This is a genomic window from Flavobacterium indicum GPTSA100-9 = DSM 17447, assembly GCF_000455605.1.
GTDB classification, from domain to species: Bacteria; Bacteroidota; Bacteroidia; order Flavobacteriales; family Flavobacteriaceae; genus Flavobacterium; species Flavobacterium indicum.
Genome location: NC_017025.1, coordinates 2,653,973 through 2,676,305 on the forward strand (window position 1 = coordinate 2,653,973; position 22,333 = coordinate 2,676,305).

At 32.9% G+C, this 22,333-nt stretch carries 21 protein-coding genes; 11 read left to right on the forward strand and 10 right to left on the reverse strand.

Annotated elements, in window-relative coordinates; all coding sequences use genetic code 11:
- The first annotated feature begins 1 nt into the window (after position 1).
- The 10 genes from KQS_RS12385 to KQS_RS12430 all read left to right on the forward strand — a co-directional run bounded on the left by KQS_RS12385 (position 2) and on the right by KQS_RS12430 (position 10,116).
- Positions 2-532: an NADH-quinone oxidoreductase subunit NuoE family protein gene (locus KQS_RS12385; RefSeq protein WP_014389518.1), complete on the forward strand. Its 531-nt coding sequence runs from the start codon at positions 2-4 to the stop codon at positions 530-532.
- A gap of 4 nt (positions 533-536) precedes the next feature.
- Entirely contained in the window at positions 537-1,901 is a 1,365-nt protein-coding gene (gene nuoF, locus KQS_RS12390) for an NADH-quinone oxidoreductase subunit NuoF (protein ID WP_014389519.1), read from the forward strand.
- 77 nt (positions 1,902-1,978) lie between these two features.
- Positions 1,979-3,004 carry a 2Fe-2S iron-sulfur cluster-binding protein gene (locus KQS_RS12395; RefSeq protein ID WP_014389520.1) on the forward strand — a complete coding sequence of 342 codons (1,026 nt, stop codon included), beginning with the start codon at positions 1,979-1,981 and terminating at the stop codon, positions 3,002-3,004.
- Entirely contained in the window at positions 3,004-4,035 is a 1,032-nt protein-coding gene (gene nuoH / locus KQS_RS12400) for an NADH-quinone oxidoreductase subunit NuoH (protein WP_014389521.1), read from the forward strand. The genes KQS_RS12395 and nuoH overlap by 1 nt, the downstream gene beginning before the upstream one ends.
- Before the next feature lie 9 nt (positions 4,036-4,044).
- Entirely contained in the window at positions 4,045-4,590 is a 546-nt protein-coding gene (locus KQS_RS12405) for a NuoI/complex I 23 kDa subunit family protein (protein WP_014389522.1), read from the forward strand.
- A 2-nt stretch (positions 4,591-4,592) separates the two neighbouring features.
- Positions 4,593-5,096: an NADH-quinone oxidoreductase subunit J family protein gene (locus tag KQS_RS12410; RefSeq protein ID WP_014389523.1), complete on the forward strand. Its 504-nt coding sequence runs from the start codon at positions 4,593-4,595 to the stop codon at positions 5,094-5,096.
- A gap of 2 nt (positions 5,097-5,098) precedes the next feature.
- The gene (gene nuoK / locus KQS_RS12415) at positions 5,099-5,416 is read left to right on the forward strand and encodes an NADH-quinone oxidoreductase subunit NuoK (RefSeq protein ID WP_014389524.1); all 318 of its coding nucleotides are present in this window, start codon (positions 5,099-5,101) and stop codon (positions 5,414-5,416) included.
- A gap of 7 nt (positions 5,417-5,423) precedes the next feature.
- Positions 5,424-7,298 (forward strand): NADH-quinone oxidoreductase subunit L, encoded by a 1,875-nt coding sequence (nuoL, locus tag KQS_RS12420; RefSeq protein ID WP_014389525.1) that lies wholly within the window; start codon positions 5,424-5,426, stop codon positions 7,296-7,298.
- A gap of 6 nt (positions 7,299-7,304) precedes the next feature.
- On the forward strand, positions 7,305-8,735 hold the full coding sequence (locus KQS_RS12425; protein WP_014389526.1) for a complex I subunit 4 family protein: 1,431 nt from the start codon (positions 7,305-7,307) through the stop codon (positions 8,733-8,735).
- Positions 8,736-8,748: 13 nt separating this feature from the next.
- The gene (locus tag KQS_RS12430; protein ID WP_014389527.1) at positions 8,749-10,116 is read left to right on the forward strand and encodes an NADH-quinone oxidoreductase subunit N; all 1,368 of its coding nucleotides are present in this window, start codon (positions 8,749-8,751) and stop codon (positions 10,114-10,116) included.
- A gap of 60 nt (positions 10,117-10,176) precedes the next feature.
- On the opposite strand, the gene KQS_RS12435 is transcribed toward KQS_RS12430, so the two are convergent.
- From KQS_RS12435 to KQS_RS12455, 5 genes are all read right to left on the reverse strand, one after another.
- Positions 10,177-11,316 carry a beta-ketoacyl synthase N-terminal-like domain-containing protein gene (locus KQS_RS12435; protein WP_014389528.1) on the reverse strand — a complete coding sequence of 380 codons (1,140 nt, stop codon included), beginning with the start codon at positions 11,314-11,316 and terminating at the stop codon, positions 10,177-10,179.
- Positions 11,310-12,587 (reverse strand): adenosylmethionine--8-amino-7-oxononanoate transaminase, encoded by a 1,278-nt coding sequence (bioA, locus tag KQS_RS12440; RefSeq protein WP_014389529.1) that lies wholly within the window; start codon positions 12,585-12,587, stop codon positions 11,310-11,312. The genes KQS_RS12435 and bioA overlap by 7 nt, the downstream gene beginning before the upstream one ends.
- 67 nt (positions 12,588-12,654) lie before the next feature.
- Positions 12,655-13,272: a dethiobiotin synthase gene (gene bioD, locus KQS_RS12445; protein WP_014389530.1), complete on the reverse strand. Its 618-nt coding sequence runs from the start codon at positions 13,270-13,272 to the stop codon at positions 12,655-12,657.
- Between the two features lie 23 nt (positions 13,273-13,295).
- On the reverse strand, positions 13,296-13,709 hold the full coding sequence (locus tag KQS_RS12450) for a GxxExxY protein (RefSeq protein WP_014389531.1): 414 nt from the start codon (positions 13,707-13,709) through the stop codon (positions 13,296-13,298).
- A gap of 45 nt (positions 13,710-13,754) precedes the next feature.
- Positions 13,755-14,156, reverse strand: a complete 402-nt coding sequence (locus tag KQS_RS12455) for a putative signal transducing protein (protein ID WP_014389532.1) — start codon at positions 14,154-14,156, stop codon at positions 13,755-13,757.
- Between the two features lie 211 nt (positions 14,157-14,367).
- Between KQS_RS12455 and katG the strand changes: the two genes are divergently transcribed.
- The gene (gene katG / locus KQS_RS12460; protein WP_041252111.1) at positions 14,368-16,689 is read left to right on the forward strand and encodes a catalase/peroxidase HPI; all 2,322 of its coding nucleotides are present in this window, start codon (positions 14,368-14,370) and stop codon (positions 16,687-16,689) included.
- A gap of 45 nt (positions 16,690-16,734) precedes the next feature.
- Here the strand turns inward: katG and KQS_RS12465 are convergent, their stop codons facing one another.
- The 5 genes from KQS_RS12465 to glmS all read right to left on the reverse strand — a co-directional run bounded on the left by KQS_RS12465 (position 16,735) and on the right by glmS (position 22,331).
- Positions 16,735-17,886, reverse strand: coding sequence for an aminotransferase class I/II-fold pyridoxal phosphate-dependent enzyme (locus tag KQS_RS12465; RefSeq protein WP_014389534.1), 1,152 nt, complete (start codon positions 17,884-17,886; stop codon positions 16,735-16,737).
- Entirely contained in the window at positions 17,883-18,407 is a 525-nt protein-coding gene (locus KQS_RS12470; protein ID WP_014389535.1) for a hypothetical protein, read from the reverse strand. Before KQS_RS12470 ends, KQS_RS12465 begins: the two co-directional genes overlap by 4 nt.
- Before the next feature lie 65 nt (positions 18,408-18,472).
- Positions 18,473-18,754: a F0F1 ATP synthase subunit epsilon gene (locus KQS_RS12475; RefSeq protein WP_014389536.1), complete on the reverse strand. Its 282-nt coding sequence runs from the start codon at positions 18,752-18,754 to the stop codon at positions 18,473-18,475.
- A 63-nt stretch (positions 18,755-18,817) separates the two neighbouring features.
- Positions 18,818-20,332, reverse strand: a complete 1,515-nt coding sequence (atpD, locus tag KQS_RS12480; protein WP_014389537.1) for a F0F1 ATP synthase subunit beta — start codon at positions 20,330-20,332, stop codon at positions 18,818-18,820.
- A 151-nt stretch (positions 20,333-20,483) separates the two neighbouring features.
- Positions 20,484-22,331: a glutamine--fructose-6-phosphate transaminase (isomerizing) gene (gene glmS, locus KQS_RS12485; RefSeq protein ID WP_014389538.1), complete on the reverse strand. Its 1,848-nt coding sequence runs from the start codon at positions 22,329-22,331 to the stop codon at positions 20,484-20,486.
- Between the last annotated feature and the right edge of the window lie 2 nt (positions 22,332-22,333).

The window sequence follows — 22,333 nt, forward strand, 5'->3', positions numbered from 1 at the left end:
TATGGAAATATCAAACGCAACTCAAAATATTAATATCACGCCTGAATTAATGACTCGAATTAACGAGTTAATCAGTCATTATCCTGCTGATAAAAAGAAGTCTGCTTTAATACCTGTTTTACATGAGGTTCAAGATGCTCATGACAATTGGTTGAGTGTTGCTTTACAAAATAAAGTAGCTGAAATTTTAGAAATCCTTCCAATTGAAGTGTATGAAGTTGTTACCTTTTATACCATGTTCAACACTAAACCTGTTGCAAAATATATGTTTGAATTTTGCAGAACATCTTGTTGTGCTACTCGTGGTGTGGAAGATTTAATGGATTATGCTTCAGAAAAACTTGGAGTAAAAGAGGGAGAAATAACTTCAGACGGATTATTTCAATTTGTTGGTGTGGAATGTTTAGGGGCTTGTGGATATGCACCTATGCTTCAATTAGGCGATTTTTATCATGAAAAATTATCAAAAGATAAATTCGACCAATTGATTGAAGAATGTAAAGCTGGTAAAATAACCTTACACGATAAATAATACCATGGGAAGAAAAATATTATTAGAAAAAATTAATATTCCGGGTATCAAAACCTATGAAGTTTACCGCCAAAATGGAGGTTATGCTTCAGTGGAAAAAGCATTTAAAATGACACCAGACGAAATCACAGAAGAAGTAAAAACTTCTGGATTAAGAGGTCGTGGTGGTGCCGGATTCCCAGTTGGAATGAAATGGAGTTTTATCGATAAAAAATCGGGAAAACCACGTCATTTAGTTTGCAATGCCGACGAATCTGAACCGGGAACTTTTAAAGACCGTTATTTAATGGAATACATACCTCACTTATTAATAGAAGGTATGATTACATCAAGTTATGCTTTAGGCGCTAACTTATCATATATCTATATTAGAGGTGAATATATGTGGGTGTTTAAAACATTAGAAAGAGCTATTAAAGAAGCGTATGCAGCAGGATGGTTAGGAAAAAACATTCAAGGTTCTGGATATGATTTAGACTTACACGTGCATTGTGGTGCAGGTGCTTACATTTGTGGTGAAGAAACTGCTTTAATCGAATCTTTAGAAGGAAAAAGAGGAAATCCTAGAATTAAACCTCCCTTCCCAGCAGTTAGTGGTTTATGGCAAAATCCAACTGTAGTGAACAATGTTGAATCAATTGCAGCTGTGCCATGGATTGTAATGAATACTGGTGCTGAATATGCTAAAATTGGTATTGAACGTTCAACGGGAACTAAATTAATTTCTGCTTCTGGTCATATTAAAAATCCTGGGGTATATGAAATTGAATTGGGCGTTTCTGTTGAAGAATTTATTAATTCTGACGAATATTGCGGTGGTATGATTGACGACCGACCTTTAAAGGCTTTAGTACCTGGAGGTTCGTCTGTGCCTATTTTACCTGCACATTTAATTTATAAAACAGCTGCTGGAAATGATCGTTTAATGACGTACGAATCATTATCTGATGGTGGGTTTGCTACAGGATCTATGTTAGGTTCTGGCGGATTTATTGTCTATAATGACACTACTTGTATAGTTAGAAACACTTGGAATTTTTCAAGATTCTATCACCACGAAAGTTGTGGACAATGTACGCCATGTCGTGAAGGAACGGGTTGGTTAGAAAAAGTATTACATCGCATTGAGAACGGACACGGACGTGAAGAAGATATTGAGTTATTATTAAGTATTCAAAGTAAAATTGAAGGAAACACCATTTGTCCATTAGGAGATGCTGCTTCTTGGCCTGTTGCTGCGGCAATTCGTCACTTCAGAGAAGAATTTGAATATCACATCCGATTCCCAGAAAAAATAAAAAATAGAGATCACTTTGTGAATGAACCTTTTGAAAAGGTTCGCCACTTAGTAAGTAATCAAACAGTTTAATTAGTTTCAAGTTTCAGGTACCAAGTTTTAATAACTTGAAACTTAAAACCTGAAACTATTCAAACAAAAAAATAACAATGAAAGTAACCATAGACGGACAAAGCGTAGAAGTAGAACCAGGAACAACTATCCTGCAAGCTGCTCGTATGATTGGTGGTGATTTAGTTCCACCAGCCATGTGTTATTATTCGAAATTAAAAGGTACTGGAGGTAAATGTCGTTGTTGCTTAGTTGAAGTAAGCAAGGGAAGTGAGGCAGATCCAAGACCCATGCCTAAACTTGTAGCTTCTTGTGTTACGGGATGTATGGATGGAATGGAAGTGAATAGTAAAAATTCTGACCGTGTAACAGAAGCAAGAAAAGCGGTTACGGAATTTTTATTAATCAACCACCCACTAGATTGTCCGGTATGTGACCAAGCAGGAGAATGTCACTTACAAGATTTAAGCTTTGAACACGGAAAAGCAAAAACACGATTCATCGAAGAAAAAAGAACTTTTGAGCCTGAGAATATTGGTGATAAAATTCAGTTACACATGAACCGTTGTATTTTATGCCAACGTTGTGTACAAGTTGCTGAACAATTGACTGATAATAGAGTTCATGGTGTTTTAAACCGTGGAGACCATGCACAAATTTCAACTTGTGTTTCAGCTGCAATTGATAATGAATTCTCTGGAAACATGATTGATGTTTGTCCAGTAGGTGCATTAACAGATAAAACATTCCGATTTAAATCGAGAGTTTGGTTCAACAAACCTTTTAATGCTCATAGAGAATGTACCACTCCAGGTTGTTGTGGTGAAGTAACCGTTTGGATGTTTGGAAACGAAATTCAACGTGTAACAGGAAGAAAAGACCAATACGGAGAAGTAGAAAACTTTATTTGTAATACTTGTCGTTACGATAAAAAAGAAGTTTCTGACTGGGTTATTGAAGGACCTAAAAAATTCGAAAAAGATTCTGTTATCAATCAAAATAATTATACAAGAAAATTAGATAAAGTAGTGATTAATACAGAAGCTCAAATCTTATTTGGTCGCGAAGAAGATCGCAAGAAGATTAGTATGACTGAGGTTCCATTTAAAAAAGAAGAAAACTAATGGAAGCAGCATTTATCATAGAAAAAAGTGTAATTATTATTACCGTATTTGCCTTAACTATGTTAATGGCAATGTATTCAACATGGGCTGAACGTAAAGTAGCTGCTTGGCTACAAGACCGTATTGGACCAAACCGTGCAGGTTGGGCAGGTTTACTTCAACCTTTAGCCGATGGTGCCAAATTATTTACAAAAGAAGAATTTTTCCCAAATACGCCTAACCGTTTCCTATTTATATTAGGACCTGGAATTGCTATGAGTACAGCGTTAATTACAAGCGCTGTCATTCCGTGGGGAGATACAATTGAGGTATTTGGTCAGCGAGTATTATTACAAGCAACTGATATTGATGTATCCGTTTTATACATTTTTGGAGTATTATCTATTGGAGTATATGGTATCATGATTGGAGCTTGGGCATCAAACAACAAATATTCTTTGATGTCAGCAGTTCGTGCTTCTTCTCAGATGATTTCGTATGAAGTTGCTATGGGATTATCCATGATTGCTATCTTAATGATGACTGGTTCTTTATCATTAAAAGAAATAACCGTTTATCAAGCGGAAAATGGCTGGAATATTTTATACCAACCCGTTGCATTCATCATATTCTTAATTTGTTCCTTTGCTGAAACCAATAGAACACCTTTCGATTTAGCAGAATGTGAATCGGAATTAATTGGTGGATACCATACAGAATATTCATCTATGAAAATGGGATTCTATTTATTTGCTGAATATGCAAATATGTTTATTTCTTCGACAATCTTAGCAATTGTTTTCTTAGGAGGATACCACTTCCCGGGAATGGCTTGGGTTACAGAAAACTGGGGAATGAACACAGCAGCATTACTTGGGTTTTTATCTTTATTTATGAAATTGTGCTTCTTCATCTTCTTTTACATGTGGGTAAGATGGACAATACCAAGATTTAGATACGATCAATTAATGCATTTAGGTTGGAAAATATTAATTCCATTAGCTGTAGTTAACATCATTGTAACTGGAGTTGTAATGGTATTATTTAAATAATTCGTGATTATGTCAGTAGAACAAATATCATTATCAGGAAGAAAAAAAGTGGTTTCTAACAAAGAAATGACTTGGTTAGAGAAAATTTATCTTTGGACTATCATCAAAGGTTTATTTACTACTCTAAAACACTTATTCAGAAGAAAAGTAACCATTAAATTCCCAGAACAAGTAAGAGAATTTAGTCCGGTATATAGAGGTCAACACATGCTAATGCGCGATGAAGAAGGAAGAGAAAGATGTACAGCTTGTGGTTTGTGTGCTTTATCTTGTCCTGCCGAAGCAATTACAATGAAAGCAGCAGAGCGCAAACCAGAAGAAAAGCATTTATACCGTGAAGAAAAATATGCTGAAATCTATGAAATCAACATGTTGCGTTGTATTTTCTGTGGTTTGTGTGAAGAAGCTTGTCCTAAACAAGCCATTTACTTAACTAAATCTAGAAAATTCGCTAACGCTGATTATGATAGAGAAGATTTCATTTTTGGAAAAGATAAGTTAGTAATGCCTTTAGAAATGGCTAAAATGAATACACAATCTAATACTTTGAATTAATTATGTTAGAGATTATATTTTACATTTTATCAGCCATTACATTAGGAACAGCTTTCCTAACTGTTTTTAGTAAAAACCCAATTCACAGTGCTATATACCTAGTAGTGTGTTTCTTTTCATTAGCCGGACATTACGTGTTATTCAATGCGCAATTTTTAGCTATTGTACACGTAATTGTATATGCTGGTGCCATCATGGTATTATTATTATTTACTTTGATGTTAATGAACTTAAACAAAGAAGACGAAGTTTCAAAACCTAAATGGGTTTCTTTTGCCGCTTTAATCTCTGCATGTATTTTAGGTGTTGTATTAATTGCAGCATTAAAATCAGCGCAACCTGAGGTTATGGATTATGCCAATACAGGTGAAGATTTTCAATCGATAAAAGTTTTAGGTAAGGTATTATTAAATGAATACCAAGTGCCCTTTGAATTTGCTTCAGTTTTGTTATTAGTTTCCATGATTGGTGCAGTATTAATTTCTAAAAAAGAAGAAAAAATATAACTATGAACGTATTACAAGAAATTGGTATCCAAAATTATATCATTTTAGCTGCTTTGCTATTTTGTATTGGTGCCTTCGGAATATTATATAGACGTAATGCCATCATCATGTTCATGTCTATAGAAATCATGTTAAATGCTGTTAACTTATTACTAGTTGCATTTTCTTCTTATCACCAAGATGCTTCTGGACAAGTTTTCGTGTTCTTTACGATGGCTGTTGCAGCAGCTGAAGTTGCTGTTGGTTTAGCAATTTTAGTTTCCATCTTTAGAAACATTGGTAATATTGATATTGATAATTTAAAAAATTTAAAAGGATAAGCGCCTGATGGATACAACTATTTTACTTTTATTATTTGCCCCGTTAGTTGGTTTTTTAATCAACACTTTTTTCGGTAAAACATTAGGTAAAACTGGCTCAGGTATTGTTGGTACATTGGCTGTTGTTTTATCTTTTTTATGTACACTTTGCTTATTTTCTCAAATTAATGCAGGTGATACGCTTCCTAAATTTCATTTAGCTGATTGGTTTACCTTAGGTAAAATCAACGTGAATTTTGATTTCTTATTTGATCAATTATCTGTTTTATGGTTATTATTTGTAACAGGTATTGGATCATTAATCCATTTATATTCTATTAGCTATATGCACGACGATGAAAACATGCATAAATTCTTTTCATATTTGAACTTATTCGTTTTCTTCATGATTGTGTTAGTAGCTGGAAGTAACTTATTAATCATGTTTATTGGTTGGGAAGGTGTTGGACTATGTTCTTATTTATTAATCGGATTCTGGTACAAAAACCAAGATTATAATGATGCTGCTAAAAAAGCATTCATTATGAACCGCATTGGTGATTTAGGTTTCTTAATCGGAATTTTTGTTTTAGGTTTTTACTTAAACACTTTAGATTTCATGGAAATAAAGGCAGCTTTAGGTAAAAACATAATTACTCCTGCTCTACTATCAGTTGCCGCTTTATGTTTATTTATTGGTGCCACAGGTAAATCTGCTCAATTACCATTATATACTTGGTTACCTGATGCGATGGCTGGACCTACACCAGTTTCGGCTTTAATTCACGCAGCTACTATGGTTACAGCCGGTATTTTCATGATTACGCGTTTGAATTTCTTATTTGAATTAACCCCTGACGTAAAATCGGTAATTGCCATTGTTGGAGTCATAACTGCTTTAGTTGCTGCTGCTATTGGTTTAGTTCAAAACGATATTAAAAAAGTATTAGCTTATTCTACTGTATCACAGTTAGGATTAATGTTTTTAGCCTTAGGATTAGGTGCTTATGAAGTTGCTGTTTTCCACGTAATTACACACGCTTTCTTTAAAGCTTGTTTATTCTTAGGTTCGGGATCTGTTATTCACGCATTACATGGCGAACAAGATATGAGAAACATGGGTGGATTACGTAAGGCGATGCCAATAACTTTTGCTACTATGTTAGTATCAACATTAGCAATTGCCGGTATATTCCCATTTGCTGGTTTCTGGTCTAAAGATGAAATCTTAATGGCGGCATTCCATCACAATACTATTTTATGGGTATTAGGCTCTATAGCATCAATTATGACGGCTTTCTACATGTTCCGATTATTATATTTAACATTCTTTGGTGAATTTAGAGGAACAGAAGATCAAAAACATCATTTACATGAAAGTCCAGCTTTAATTACTATTCCTTTAGTAATATTAGGAGCATTAGCTACTATAGGTGGTGCTATAAACTTACCAGGAAGCAATTGGTTAAGTCATTACTTAGCTCCATTATTTAAAGCACATGAAGCACATCATTTAGATGGAACTGCTTATATGTTGATGGGTATTGCAACTGTTGGTGCTTTAATTGGTATTGCTATTGCTTACAATATGTATATTTCTAAAAAACAAGTTCCTGAAGCAGATGAAAATGTACAGGGTTTACACAAAGTATTGGCTAATAAATTTTATCTAGATGAAATTTATATGGCTATAATTGTGCAACCTATTTATGCAGCATCAAGCTTCTTTAAAAAATATACAGAAAAATTCGTTTCAAAATTAGTATTCGGATTTGGAGATATAACATATGCTTTATCTTTACAAGGTAAAAGAATACAAAACGGAAACATCGGTATTTATCTATTTGCTTTTATATTAGGTATCTGCGGATTTTTATTTTATTTATTTGTAAATCGTCAATAATTAGAAATGAATATAGGGATTATATTAACGGTTTTATTAGTAGGTGCAATTGTAACTTACTTTTCAGGAAACAAGTTAGCCTCTAAATTAGCTCTACTAACAAGTATTGCTGCTTTTGGATTATCTGTAATGGCTCTAAATGGATATTTAGCAGGTGAAAATTGGAATGTAGATTTACCATGGTTAACAAAACCAGCAATCAATTTTGCTTTACATGTTGATGGTTTATCAATGGCTATGTTATTATTAACTACAGGATTGTTGCCTTTAATTATTGCATCAGGATTTGTGACAAAATTTGAGGACGAAAAGGCTATTTACAGTCTAATATTAGTGATGGGAGCTGCAATGGCAGGTACATTTTTAGCTGCAGATGGTTTTGTATATTATATATTTTGGGAAATTGCTTTAATTCCAATTTATTTCATTGCATTAAGATGGGGTAATGGCGATAAAGAAGAACGAAGAAAAACAATTTTGAAATTCTTCATCTATACTTTTGCAGGTTCTTTATTCATGTTATTGGCTTTCATTTATTTATACACGAAAGGTGGAAGTTTTGCAATAGATAAATTATATACCTTAAAATTAACTAGCACTGAACAAACTTATATTTTCTTGGCATTCTTTTTAGCTTATGCTATTAAAATTCCAATTGTTCCTTTCCATTCATGGCAGGCAAACACCTATAGCAAAGCGCCATCTATTGGTACTATGTTATTATCAGGAATTATGTTAAAAATGGGATTATACAGTGTAATAAGATGGCAATTACCATTATCTGATGAGGCTGCTAAAGCACATATTCCTATTATTGTTACTTTGTCTATCATAGGAGTGATTTATGGAGCTATTTTAACTTTAAAACAAAAGAATATCAAAAAAGTGTTGGCGTATTCTTCCCTATCACACGTGGGTTTGATTGCCGCTGGTTTGTATTCTTTAACCTATGAAGGATTTCAAGGTGCTGTTTTACAAATGTTATCTCACGGAATAGTTATCGTTGGATTATTCTACATTGTAGAAATTATCTATTCTAGGTATCAAACATACAATATCAATGAAATGGGCGGAATTAGAATTCAAGCAACGCGTTTTGCTTCATTATTCTTAATTGTATTATTAGCCTCTGTAGCCTTACCTACAACATTTAATTTCATCGGTGAATTCAATTTATTATACAGCCTATTCAAAGTAAATATTTGGTATGCTATAATAGCAGGAACTACCATTATTTTAGGAGCATTTTATATGTTACGTATGTTCCAAAAAAGTATGTTAGGTGAAAGCACAAAACCTTTTCAGGATCTATCAATTTCTGAAAGTATTGTATTAATCGTAATTGTAGGAGTAACAATCTTCTTTGGTTTGTTTCCTCAACCAATTATCGATTTAATTGAACCAAGTTTACAATCAATTTTAAATCAAATTAACTAAGAAGCCTTAAGAAATGAGTACATTAATTGCTATAGTAGGAATCGGAATACTTTGTTTACTATTTGAGATTTTTAATCTTAGAAAAATAATTATTCCAGTAACCATAGTGGCGCTTTTAGCTTTATTTGGTTTAAATCTTACTGATAATTTACCTGTAATTACAGGTTATGAATCTATGATTTTTGTAGATGATTTTGGAAAAGTATTTTCAAGTTTATTCATCTTATTAACTGGAATGTTAATATTATTAAGTGCACCGAGTTATGCAAAAAGTTCTAAAGTATCTGACTTTATTTCGATAAAGGTATTTATATTATCAGGAGCAGTTGCAATGGTAACTTTTAATAATATTTCAATGTTCTTTTTAGGAATTGAAGTTTTATCAATCGGATTATATGTATTAGCAGGTAGTGACCGATTAAACGTAAAAAGTAACGAAGCTGGAATGAAATATTTCTTGATGGGTTCTTTTGCATCTGGAATTTTATTATTTGGTATAGCTATGTTATATGGAGCAACTGGTGCTTTTGATGTACCTACTTTAAAAGAAGCTTCTATGTCAGCTACTACTGAATATTGGTTCTATATTGGAGTTATCATGATTACTATTGGAATGTTATTTAAAGTAGCAGCTACTCCAATGCACTTTTGGGCTCCAGATGTATACGAAGGTTCTCCAACGCAGATTACGGCTTTAATGAGTACTTTAGCAAAAGTTACAGCTATGGCTGCTTTCTTTAAGTTAGTTGGTATTTTAAATACGTATATGTATGATGAATACAAACAAGTTATTGTAGTAGTAACTATTGCAACTATGTTTTTTGGTAACGTTATGGCGTTACGTCAAAGAAAATTAAAACGTATATTAGCTTATTCTGGTATTTCTCATACTGGATTTATGTTGATGACTTTATTAAATGTTGAAAATTCTCAAAACAACTTATTGTTTTACACTGTTTCATATGCCATTGCTGGATTAGCTGCTTTTTCTGTTGTTTTATTTGTTACCAAAAAAGAAGATAATTGTAAGATTGAAAACTTTAATGGATTAGGAAAAAGATCACCAATTATGGCTTTCATCATGACTGTAGCAACATTGTCTATGGCTGGTATTCCAATATTAGCTGGATTCTTTGGTAAATTCTTCATATTAAGTCAAATCATCACTGATGGTTATATAGGATTAGCCATATTCGCTATAATTAATTCAATGATTGCCATTTATTACTATTTTAAAGTAATTATTGCCATGTACTTGAAAGAGGAATCCGAAGATAATGTATTAGCAAACCATTCTGAATATTATATCGTAGGAATTGTAGCTACAGTACTTTTATTGATTATTGGTATATTCCCAGATTCTGTTTTAAATTTACTATAAAATATAAATTCATAAAAAAAATGCTCCAATTATAATTGGAGCATTTTTTTTATCTTTCAATTAAAATACTGACCGCATTTCCACCATAAACCTACGGCCTTCCGAGCACACTGCGGGCCGAAGTTTTTCAGAATTTTGAGGATAAAAAGGTGAAGAAATAAAATGTTGTTTTTCTAACATTAACAAAGCTAATTCCATACTTAAAAGTCCAGAAGTTGCAAAAGTATGCCCCACTTTCCATTTGTTAGAGGTTAATAATGGTATGTTCTTGCCAAATAATTTTTGAATAGCATGAAACTCTGTAAGATCACCTTGTATAGTACCCGGAGCATGCATAATTATAGCATCCACAGAAGATGGTTCAAGTTCTCCAATTGCCATTTTCATAGATTTTTGAAAACATAATGCATCTGCTGAAATAGAGGTTCCACTACTTAAAATTTCGGTTGCAAAACCTATTCCAATAATTTTACCTAAAGCATTATCGCCTTGCTTAGATAAAACTAGAGCTACAGCAGCTTCTCCCAAAATCATTGAATTATATTTTTTAGAAATATCCAACGCCTTATTTGGAAAATCATCTTCATAATTTGAATAGACTTTTAAAGCAGCCAATTGAGCTAAAGTAAAAGGTGTTAATGAAGCTTCGCTTGCACCTACTAAAAAAGATTGAGAAAAACCCGCTTGCAACCAAGCAATTCCATTTAATACCGCATGTAATCCGGTTGAACAAGTGATTGAATGCGATATTTCTGGACCATGTAATTGTAAGTCATGAGCAACCCAACTCGCAATGTTGCCCAAAGTCGTTGCCGGTGAAGTAAACGTTGAAACTTGTTGTGTATTTCGAAACTCTTCGAAATATTTTTCGAATAATTCTGTTGCTCCACGTGAAGAACCAAAATTGATCCCCATATTCAAATCCGTATTCTTAGCTTCTAGAAAAGCCCGTCTACTTACGTAGAGTGCCATCAAAACGGAACGATCAATATGCTTGTATTTACTATCCGAAGACCGTATTTGCAGCAAAAACTCATTATCATCTTCGTCAATTTTAGAAACAAATCGATTGAAATGAGAAGAACTTAATTTGGTAAATAAATGATTTTTTGTTAAATAATTTTTCCAAATTTCTTCTTTGTCTCTACCTAAAGCAGAAATAGAATTACACGATTGAATATAAATAGGTTCTTTTAACATGTTACTTCATTTAAAGCATCTTCAATTACTTGATATACTTTGTTCAAACTCTCATTGGAAATACAATACGGCGGTAGAATATAAACAATGTTACCTACGGGCCTTAAAATTACACCTCTAGCAATAAAATAATTATATAATTTATTTCTAAAATCACTGTAATATGTTTGTTGTTCTTCAACTTCAATTTCCAATGCAAAAATAACACCTTTAACTCGTGTTGTTTTTACCCGAGTATGGCGCTGTATATAGTGTTGAAAATCTAAATGTAAACCATGAATTCTAGAAATATTATTTTTAGTTTCTTCTGCTTCATGTAATGTAATACTCGCTAATGCTGCTGCACAACCCGTTGGATTGGCCGTAAAAGTATGACCATGAAAAAAAGCATGATTGGTATTTGAACTTATAAAACCCTCAAATATTTCATGAGTAAAAGTTGTAATAGCCATAGGAATTGTACCTCCCGTCAATGCTTTTGACAAACACATCATGTCTGGTTTACTATCTAACTGTAGCGATGCAAACAAGGTTCCCGTTTTACCGAAACCAGTCATCACTTCATCCGCTATAGTAAAAACTTGATATTCCTTACAAATATTGATTAATTCATCAAGAACAGAAGCTTCATACATAACCATTCCAGCCGCGCCTAACACTAAAGGTTCAAAAATAAAGGCCGCAACCTTATGTTCCAATAGGGCATTTTTTAAAGCCTGTTTACTTGCTTCTTCTTTTCCTTGGGTTGGAACAGGAATTCGAACAACCTTTAATAAGGAATCTTTAAATGCTTCTGTAAATAAACCAATGCCGCTGACAGCCATGGCGCCAAAAGTATCGCCATGAAACGCATCTTCAAATGCTATTATGGTATCTTTTTTAATTCCTTTATTAAAATGAAATTGCATAGCGGCTTTAATGGCAACTTCAACCGCTGTTGAACCATTATCGGAATAGAAAAATTTCTTTTGATTTGAAGGTAAAATTTGGGCTAACTTTTCGGCTAATTCAACTGCTTTATTATGGGTAAAACCACCAAATAAAACATGTTCTAATGTTGTTAATTGTTTATAAATCGCATCCGCAATACTTGAATTAGAATGACCAAAAGGATTGACCCACCAAGAAGCAATAGCATCTATATACTGCTTCCCATGTTCATCCCATAAAAATTCATTCTCCCCTTTTATTATAGCAGGAAAATGAGAATAAATTTGATGTTGATTATAAGGATGCCAATTGTATAAAGCGTCTTTTTCAGAAAGTGTCATTTCAAGAATAGATTGGGAATTAAACGCAAAGGTATAAAAGACAAGTTGTAAATCGAAATTAAATAAGTTATAACTGTAAAAGTACTTCCTTAAACATATCCGCATAATACTTCACCACATTTTCATCAAAATAAGGTTCATTTTCTATGCGACCTAACATAGGAAGTTTAGATTTTGATAAGATAATATTTTCTGTAGCTTGATTTTCATCTCCGGAAAAAATAATTCCAGCTATAGAAATATTCCTTGACTTTAATGCTTCAATAGTTAATAAAGTATGGTTGATACTTCCTAAATAGTGACGTGAAACAATTATTACTTTATAATCGGGCTGAATTAAATCAATCACACAATCTTTATCATTTAACGGAACAAAAACACCTCCTGCTCCTTCAATTACTAAATGATTTTTGGTTTTAGGCTCATTGATGTCTTTCAAATTTATTGTTATTCCATCTATTTCAGCTGCTAAATGTGGACTTGCCGGTGTATGTAATGCATAAGCATTCGGATGAAAAACTGTAGTGGTATTGGAAACTCTACTTTTTATTTTATCTGTATCTGAATAATCTAAATCTCCGGCCTGTACGGGTTTCCAATAATCTGCCTCTAAGGCTTCAACAACAATTGCAGAAGCAACCGTTTTACCAACATCGGTTCCAATGCCTGTTATAAATAATTTCATAATTGTTTAATTTTAAACACTGATTATTTCAGATTACACTGATTATTTAAATTTTTTTTCTTATCATTAGTTATAATTATTCGCTCAAATTCTGCCTCTTCACCAAAATTTAGCAATAATCCAACTTCAATATTTGTTGTTTTTAAATAATTATATAATTGAGTACTATGAGATTGTATTAATACACTTGTTGCTTTAAGCTCAACTATTATTTTATTTTCAACTATTAAATCTGCAAAATATTCTCCAACAATTTTACCTTTATAATATACTTTAATCTGTTTTTGAGCAACAACATCTAATCCTAAATCAATTAATTCATAATACATTGAATTTTGATAAACACGTTCTAAAAATCCATATCCTAATGAATTATAAACATTATAGTATGCTTTTAAAATTTTTTCAGAAACTTCTTTATGTAATAATTTATTCATGATATTAATCTGCAAAATCTGTTATATCTGTGTCGAATTATAAATTTAAAACTCAAAATTACAATTTTCGCAACGGTATTTATATTTTGTATAAAAAGGAAAAATATTCAATAATAATCCAAAAACAAAACTAATTAAAGATTTAAAATCGGATACTGTAGTTAAATATTCTATTGTAGCAGCACCACATTTTGGACATTTTAACAAATCGCCATGTTCATCTACCGAATATTCAGGAATTGAATTCAATATTTGCTTAGCTTGCATAACATCTTCTTTTCGAACCAAAAGCTTAACACCACCAATAGCATTACTTAAAAGTGGATCTGTATTAATAGTATTTTCATCTTGAAGAAAAACTTCAATTCCTTCCGATTCGAGCTTTCCTTTAAACAACATCGCCTCGGCAACATATTGATAAACCGCTATTTTATGAAATTTAGACATAGATTTTATTTAAAACATAAAATTACTTTATTCGATATAAAATTAGGTATAAAAAAGATATTAAATTCAACATATTCAATAATCAAAAACTATCATTTAACTAGACAAATTATTGATTTTATCTATATGGAAATAAGAACTAACATGCTAAGCTAATAAAAATCGATTCATAAAACCGTGAACTTTGTAACATAATAAAAAAGCTATTATCATGAAAAAAGCAATTCTACTTACAAGTTTAATTTTAACAACAGTCACTATGGCACAAGAAACAGTAACTTGTCCGGTAACAGGAAAAACGTATACCGTTGGCAAAGACGGAAAAATGGGTGGCCCTCATGACAATTACCAGAACATGAGTACCAATACAACTAACACTTTCAATCCCAATGGAATAGGTAGCCAAACAGATAAAAACAAAGAATGGTGGCCGAACCAATTGGATTTAAGTTTACTTAGAAAGAATTCGAATTTGTCCAATCCAGATCCGAATTTTGATTATTCAAAAGCTTTTCAATCTTTAGATTACAATGCTTTGAAAAAAGATTTAACCGATTTAATGACCCAATCACAAGACTGGTGGCCTGCCGATTTTGGCAGTTATTCAGGATTATTCATTCGAATGGCATGGCACAGTGCTGGAACCTACAGAACGGGTGATGGTCGAGGAGGATCAAGAGCTGGACAGCAACGATTTGCACCATTAAATAGCTGGCCAGACAATGGAAATTTAGACAAAGCTCGAAGATTATTATGGCCAATTAAACAAAAATATGGCAATAAAATTTCTTGGGCGGATTTAATGATTTTAACTGGAAATGTAGCTTTAGAAAAAGCCGGTTTTAAAACTTTTGGATTTGCAGGAGGCCGTGAAGATGTTTGGGAACCAGAATCTCATGTATATTGGGGATCCGAAAAAAAATGGTTAGACGATAAAAGATACACAGCCGATCGTAAATTAGAGAACCCACTTGCTGCCGTACAAATGGGATTAATTTATGTTAATCCGGAAGGACCAAATGGCAATCCTGATCCACTATTAGCTGCTAAAGACATTAGAGAAACATTTGGCCGAATGGGAATGAATGATGAAGAAACGGTTGCTTTGATCGCAGGTGGACATACTTTAGGTAAAGCCCATGGTGCTGGAGATGCTAAACTAGTTGGTCCAGACCCAGAAGCAGCAGGCATCGAAGAACAAGGTTTAGGTTGGAAAAGCAGTTACAAATCGGGGAAAGGTCAAGATGCTATTACCTCTGGTTTAGAAGTAACTTGGACATCAACTCCAGATCAATGGAATCAAGATTTCTTTAGAATATTATTTAAATACGATTGGGAATTGACCAAAAGTCCCGCTGGTGCACACCAATGGACTGCTAAAACAAACGACTTAGTAATTCCGGATGCTTTTGATCAAAACAAAAGACATAAACCTACTATGTTGACAACCGATTTATCATTACGATTTGATCCGGTATATGAGAAAATTTCAAGAAAGTTTATGGAAAACCCTGCAGCGTTCAATGATGCATTTGCTAGAGCTTGGTTTAAATTAACTCACAGAGATATGGGGCCAAAATCTACTTACTTAGGACCTGAAGCACCAAAAGAAGATTTAATTTGGCAAGACCCTATTCCAGCTGTTAATCACAAATTAGTTGGAAAAAAAGAAATTGAAAAATTAAAATCGAGTATATTAAATTCTGGTTTAACAGTAAGCGAGATGATTTCAACGGCTTGGGCTTCTGCTTCAACTTACAGAGGAACTGACAGAAGAGGAGGTGCTAATGGTGCAAGAATACGTTTAGAACCACAAAGAAATTGGGAGGTGAATAATCCAAAACAATTAAATAAAGTTTTAACTGTATTAGAAAAAATTCAAAAAGAGTTCAATGACAAATCAAACGATATAAAAATTTCATTGGCAGATTTAATTGTATTGGCAGGAAATGTAGGTGTAGAACAAGCCGCTAAAAATGCTGGTCAAAAAGTAGAAGTACCTTTTAGCCCAGGAAGAATGGATGCTACACAAGCACAAACTGATGTTGCTTCATTTGCGGTATTAGAACCACAAGCCGATGGTTTTAGAAATTATTTAAAAACTAAATACACCATTCCTACTGAAGCATTATTAGTAGACAAAGCCCAATTATTAACTTTAACTGCACCAGAAATGACCGTTTTAATAGGTGGAATGCGTGCTTTAAATGCTAATTATGACAACTCTAAAAACGGTATTTTTTCAGATAAGAAAGACCAATTAACCAATGATTTCTTTGTAAAATTATTAGATATGGGCACTGTTTGGAAAGCGAAAGATGAGTCGAACGAAGTGTTTGAAGGAAGAGACAGTAAAACCAATCAAATTAAATGGACTGCTACTCGTGCTGACTTAATTTTTGGTTCAAACTCAGAATTAAGAGCTTTGGCAGAAGTATATGCTAGCGCTGATGCCAAAAATAAATTCATTTCAGATTTTATAGCGGCTTGGACGAAAGTAATGAACTTAGACCGATTCGATCTAAAAAAATAATCCCTTTAATCCCCAAATAAAAACCGTTTCCTTAGAAACGGTTTTTTAATTTAATAAGGCTTCGGTTAAAACCATTAACAATTGACTAATTTGTTCTTGTGTATTATAAGAATGAATACAAATCCGCAAGCGTTCTTGACCTTCTGGTACCGTAGGCGACAAAATTGGTTTCACTTCAAAACCTTTATTTTGGATATGTAACGCAACATTTTTAACTTTTTCATTTCCAGGAATAATGGCAGAATGTATGGCCGATTTACTGTAAATAAAAAGAGGTTTTAACCCAAATAATTGTTTTTGCTGATTAAAATAAGTTACATTTTCTTTCAACAACTGTATTTGATGTGAATGCTTTAATTCTTTATAAGCCATTAAAATAGTTGCGACAGCATGTGGAGATAAGCCTGTGGTATAAATAAAACTTCTAGCAAAATTTATCAAATAAGACTTCAGTTCTGAACTTCCCAAAATTACCGCTCCATGACAGCCTAATCCTTTTCCAAAAGTCATGATTCGAGCAAAAACTTTTTTATGTAACTTTTGAAATTGAAGTAAGCCTTCCCCTTTTTCACCAAAAACACCTAAAGCATGTGCTTCATCAACCACTAAATAAGCTTTATATTGCTGACACAAATTTAAAATCGACTCAAAATTTGGGCTATCCCCATCCATTGAAAAAACGGATTCTGTGACTACATAAATAGAAAAATTATCTGTTTTTAAAGCGTAATATTTTTTAAGCTTCTCTTCTAAATCTTCATAATCATTATGCTGAAATTTATATGATTTAGCTGTTCCCATTTGTATCCCATCACGAATAGAAGCATGACATAATTCATCGTATAAAACTATATCATTTCGTTGAGGAACCGCACTAAAAAAACCAATATTGGCGTCGTAACCCGAATTAAAAAGTAAAGCCGCTTCCGATTCATGAAATTGAGCAATAAAATCTTCAGTAATAGTGTATAAATGATGATTCCCTGAAATTAATCGGGAACCAGTTGCTCCATTGAATTTAATATTTTGGTCAACTAAAAAATGGTGTATTCTGTCAAACAAATCACTGTTTTGTGCAAATCCTAAATAATCATTGGAAGAAAAATCAATTCCATTTGTATCAATTGGTAATTTTCGTAAAGCATGTGTTTCTTCACGTAAATTTAATTTTTCGGAAAGTGATTTTGGAAATTTCATAAATCTTTATATTCTGTCCAAATGGGCTTATGAACATTTATTTTATCTAACAAGTCAATTTTCAGAGTTTTTGCTAATAGTTTAGAATGACCAAAAGCTATATTTTTTTTATAATAACTTGCAATTTTAAAATTTTTATACCCATTTTCATAATACCATAAATTAACATTATAACTAAATTCTTTATTTATGGCAACATATTGTATTTCCTCAGGAAAAATATGATTTGTTTTTTTATAAATCCCTACCATATAACTATGAATGATTTCGGAATTATCATCAGAAATTTGTAAAACATTAACTTCTGACATTTTAATTGCTGGAACTAAAAAGGAACAACTAACTGAAATAAAACTTGGTGACATTTTAAACCAATTAATATTAAATCCAATTTCAAATCCTAAATAAAAATAATAGCCAATTAGAGATATAGTAATTGTAAATAAAACTGAAGCAATAAAAATTTCAAGATTATTTAGCGTATCATTATAAATTTCAACATATTTCTTTTTCTCATTCATATCGTAAAAATAAAAAAATCCCGAAGAAAAAATCAACGGGATTTAGTAATATTTATAAATAAAGATTAGTCAGCTAAGACAATTACCTTATTATTATTCATTTCGATTGTACCAGAATTAATTGGCAACCAATATGTTTGCTCGTTTACTTTTGTAAATTTAGAAAGGTTTTCTTTCTCAATTTTAAAAGACGAAGCATTAATTTTCACATTACCTTTTGTTAATAATGAAACAATAGGCGCGTGATTATTCAACATTTGGAATTCACCGTTAATTCCTGGAACAGCTACAGAAATAACTTCTCCTTTGAATAATGTTGCTTCTGGTGATACAATTTCTAAAATCATTTTATTTAGTAATTAGTGATTAGTAAAAAGTGAAAAGTTTATAACTGAACACTGAAAACTAAATTATTTTGCTTCAGCTAACATTTTCTCTCCAGCTTCGATAGCATCTTGGATACTTCCTTTTAAGTTGAATGCTGCTTCTGGTAAGTGATCTAATTCACCATCCATAATCATATTAAACCCTTTAATTGTATCTTTAATATCTACTAATACACCTGGAATACCTGTAAACTGTTCTGCTACGTGGAACGGTTGAGATAAGAAACGTTGTACTTTACGAGCACGTGCTACTACTAATTTATCTTCTTCAGATAACTCTTCCATACCTAAGATAGCAATGATATCTTGTAATTGTTTGTAACGTTGTAAAATTTCTTTCACTCTTTGCGCACAGTTATAGTGCTCGTCACCTAAAATTTCAGGAGTTAAGATACGAGAAGTAGAATCTAATGGATCTACCGCTGGATAAATACCTAACTCAGCAATTTTACGAGACAATACAGTTGTTGCATCTAAGTGGGCAAACGTAGTTGCAGGAGCCGGGTCAGTTAAGTCGTCCGCAGGTACATATACTGCTTGTACTGAAGTAATTGATCCTTTTTTAGTTGAAGTAATACGCTCTTGCATCGCTCCCATCTCTGTTGCTAATGTAGGTTGGTAACCTACTGCAGATGGCATACGTCCTAATAACGCAGATACTTCAGATCCTGCTTGTGTAAAACGGAAGATGTTATCAACGAAGAAAAGTACGTCTTTTCCTTGTCCATCTCCTGCTCCATCACGGAAATATTCAGCAATTGTTAAACCAGACAAAGCTACACGAGCACGAGCACCAGGCGGCTCATTCATTTGTCCGAAAACAAACGTAGCTTTTGAATCTTTCATACCAGCTTTATCTACTTTAGATAAATCCCAACCTCCATTTTCCATAGAGTGCATGAAATCATCACCATATTTAATAATTCCAGATTCTAACATCTCTCTTAAAAGGTCATTTCCTTCACGAGTTCTTTCACCTACACCAGCAAATACTGATAAACCACCGTGACCTTTAGCAATATTATTAATCAACTCCTGAATCAATACTGTTTTACCTACACCTGCACCACCGAATAAACCAATTTTACCTCCTTTTGCATAAGGCTCAATTAAGTCGATTACTTTAATACCTGTAAATAAAACTTCAGTAGAAGTTGATAAGTCTTCAAATTTAGGAGCTGGTCTGTGAATTGGTAAACCATTTGAACCTTCTTTAGGTAAATCACCTAAACCGTCAATTGCATCACCAATTACGTTAAATAAACGACCAAACACATCTTGTCCAATTGGCATTTGAATTGCAGCTCCTGTAGCAACCGCTTCAGTTCCTCTTGACAAACCGTCAGTAGAGTCCATAGAGATTGTACGAACTGTATCTTCACCAATGTGAGATTGAACTTCTAATACTAATTTAGTACCGTCTGTTTTAGTAATTTCTAATGAATCATAAATTTTTGGCAACTCAGCATTTGCAGTGTTAAATACCACATCTACTACTGGTCCAATAATCTGTGCAACTTTTCCTGTAACTTTAGACATTGCTTATGTATTTATTTAATAGCTATTTAGATATGAAAAAATGAAGTATTTTTTCGGGTGCAAAGATAGTTCTTTTAAAAACAAATTTGCAATTAATTTTTATTTTTTTCGCAATAAAAAAAGCGAAACAACAAATTTCGCTTTTTTTATATTATTCTACTGTAACTGATTTTGCTAAATTTCTAGGCTGATCTACGTTACAACCTCTCAACACAGCAATATGATACGATAACAATTGCAATGGAATTGTAGTTAATAATGGCGTTAAAGCTTCTGAAGTTTCTGGAATTTCAATCACGTGATCTGCCAATTCTTTTACTTGTGTATCGCCTTTAGTTACTACCGCAATAATCTTACCGCTTCTCGATTTGATTTCTTGTATATTACTTACCACTTTATCATAATGCCCTTTATTAGGCGCAATTACAATTACTGGCATCTGCTCATCAATCAAAGCAATTGGACCGTGTTTCATTTCAGCCGCTGGATAACCTTCTGCGTGGATATAAGATATCTCTTTTAACTTTAAGGCTCCTTCTAATGCTACTGGGAAGTTATACCCTCTTCCTAAATACAAGCAATTAGATGCGTCTTTATAAATCGCTGCAATTTGCTTAGATATCTCGTTTGTTAACAATGCCTCTTGTACTTTTTCTGGAATCATTTCTAACTCCAACAAGTATCTTTGATAATCTGCATGATTCATCGATCCTTTAGCTTTTGCCAAACGTAAAGCCAAAAGAGTTAAGATAGTAATTTGAGTTGTAAATGCTTTAGTTGAAGCCACCCCAATTTCTGGACCTGCATGGGTGTAAGCTCCCGCATGAGTCTCTCTTGAAATTGAAGAACCTACAACGTTACACACACCAAAAACAAATGCTCCATTTTCTTTAGCTAATTTGATTGCCGCTAATGTATCAGCCGTTTCACCAGACTGTGATATAGCAATCACAATATCGTCACTATTAATAATTGGATTTCTGTATCTAAATTCAGAAGCATATTCAACTTCTACTGGTATTCTCGAAAACTCTTCTATGATGTATTCAGCAACTAATCCAGCATGCCAAGATGTTCCACAAGCTACTATTAAAATTCGTTTTGCATTTAAGAATTTTTCCAAATTATCTTCAACACCAGACATTTGAATGATTCCTTTATTTGCTAATAAACGACCTCTGTAAGTATCTTTGATAACATTTGGTTGCTCATAGATTTCTTTCAACATAAAATGCTCGTACCCCCCTTTTTCAATCTGCTCCAAATTCATTTGCAACTCTTGAATATAAGGATCTACTAATGAGTCATCTTTAATTTTTCTAACTTTTAATGATTTATTCAAACGAATAATGGCCATCTCTTCGTCTTCCAAATAGATAGCGTTCGATGTATATTCAATAAATGGAGAAGCATCAGAAGCAATGAAATATTCATCTTCACCAATACCAATTGCTAAAGGAGAACCCAATCTAGCAGCAACTAATTCGTCTGGTTTATTTTTATCAAAAACCACAATCGCATAAGCCCCTACCACCTGATTTAAAGCCACCTGAACCGCTTTTCCAAGTTTTAAGTTTTCTTTTTTCTGAACTTCTTCAATTAAGTTTATTAATACTTCTGTATCTGTGTCTGATTTAAAAGTATATCCTCTATTGATTAATTCCTTTTTTAAAGGCTCATAATTCTCAATAATTCCATTGTGCACCACAACTAAATTACCTGAATTAGATAAATGAGGATGTGAATTCACATCATTAGGCACACCATGAGTAGCCCAACGCGTATGCCCCATTCCTATGTTTCCGTTGGTAGAAATTTCTTGCGCCACACGAGCTTCTAAATCTGAAACTTTACCCTTTGTTTTAGCTAATTTTAAATCTGCTCCATCATACAAAACAACACCTGCACTATCATACCCTCTGTATTCTAGTCTTTTCAATCCTTTTATTATAATTGGATAAGCCTCTCTATGGCCAATATAACCTACAATTCCACACATAC

Excerpts from the sequence above, each read along its gene's own strand:
- KQS_RS12385 (WP_014389518.1), top strand. The coding sequence starts at position 2 with ATGGAAATATCAAACGCAACTCAAAATATTAATATCACGCCTGAATTA.
- nuoF (WP_014389519.1), top strand. The coding sequence starts at position 537 with ATGGGAAGAAAAATATTATTAGAAAAAATTAATATTCCGGGTATCAAA.
- KQS_RS12395 (WP_014389520.1), top strand. The coding sequence starts at position 1,979 with ATGAAAGTAACCATAGACGGACAAAGCGTAGAAGTAGAACCAGGAACA.
- nuoH (WP_014389521.1), top strand. The coding sequence starts at position 3,004 with ATGGAAGCAGCATTTATCATAGAAAAAAGTGTAATTATTATTACCGTA.
- KQS_RS12405 (WP_014389522.1), top strand. The coding sequence starts at position 4,045 with ATGTCAGTAGAACAAATATCATTATCAGGAAGAAAAAAAGTGGTTTCT.
- KQS_RS12410 (WP_014389523.1), top strand. The coding sequence starts at position 4,593 with ATGTTAGAGATTATATTTTACATTTTATCAGCCATTACATTAGGAACA.
- nuoK (WP_014389524.1), top strand. The coding sequence starts at position 5,099 with ATGAACGTATTACAAGAAATTGGTATCCAAAATTATATCATTTTAGCT.
- nuoL (WP_014389525.1), top strand. The coding sequence starts at position 5,424 with ATGGATACAACTATTTTACTTTTATTATTTGCCCCGTTAGTTGGTTTT.
- KQS_RS12425 (WP_014389526.1), top strand. The coding sequence starts at position 7,305 with ATGAATATAGGGATTATATTAACGGTTTTATTAGTAGGTGCAATTGTA.
- KQS_RS12430 (WP_014389527.1), top strand. The coding sequence starts at position 8,749 with ATGAGTACATTAATTGCTATAGTAGGAATCGGAATACTTTGTTTACTA.
- KQS_RS12435 (WP_014389528.1), bottom strand. The coding sequence starts at position 11,316 with ATGTTAAAAGAACCTATTTATATTCAATCGTGTAATTCTATTTCTGCT.
- bioA (WP_014389529.1), bottom strand. The coding sequence starts at position 12,587 with ATGACACTTTCTGAAAAAGACGCTTTATACAATTGGCATCCTTATAAT.
- bioD (WP_014389530.1), bottom strand. The coding sequence starts at position 13,272 with ATGAAATTATTTATAACAGGCATTGGAACCGATGTTGGTAAAACGGTT.
- KQS_RS12450 (WP_014389531.1), bottom strand. The coding sequence starts at position 13,709 with ATGAATAAATTATTACATAAAGAAGTTTCTGAAAAAATTTTAAAAGCA.
- KQS_RS12455 (WP_014389532.1), bottom strand. The coding sequence starts at position 14,156 with ATGTCTAAATTTCATAAAATAGCGGTTTATCAATATGTTGCCGAGGCG.
- katG (WP_041252111.1), top strand. The coding sequence starts at position 14,368 with ATGAAAAAAGCAATTCTACTTACAAGTTTAATTTTAACAACAGTCACT.
- KQS_RS12465 (WP_014389534.1), bottom strand. The coding sequence starts at position 17,886 with ATGAAATTTCCAAAATCACTTTCCGAAAAATTAAATTTACGTGAAGAA.
- KQS_RS12470 (WP_014389535.1), bottom strand. The coding sequence starts at position 18,407 with ATGAATGAGAAAAAGAAATATGTTGAAATTTATAATGATACGCTAAAT.
- KQS_RS12475 (WP_014389536.1), bottom strand. The coding sequence starts at position 18,754 with ATGATTTTAGAAATTGTATCACCAGAAGCAACATTATTCAAAGGAGAA.
- atpD (WP_014389537.1), bottom strand. The coding sequence starts at position 20,332 with ATGTCTAAAGTTACAGGAAAAGTTGCACAGATTATTGGACCAGTAGTA.
- glmS (WP_014389538.1), bottom strand. The coding sequence starts at position 22,331 with ATGTGTGGAATTGTAGGTTATATTGGCCATAGAGAGGCTTATCCAATT.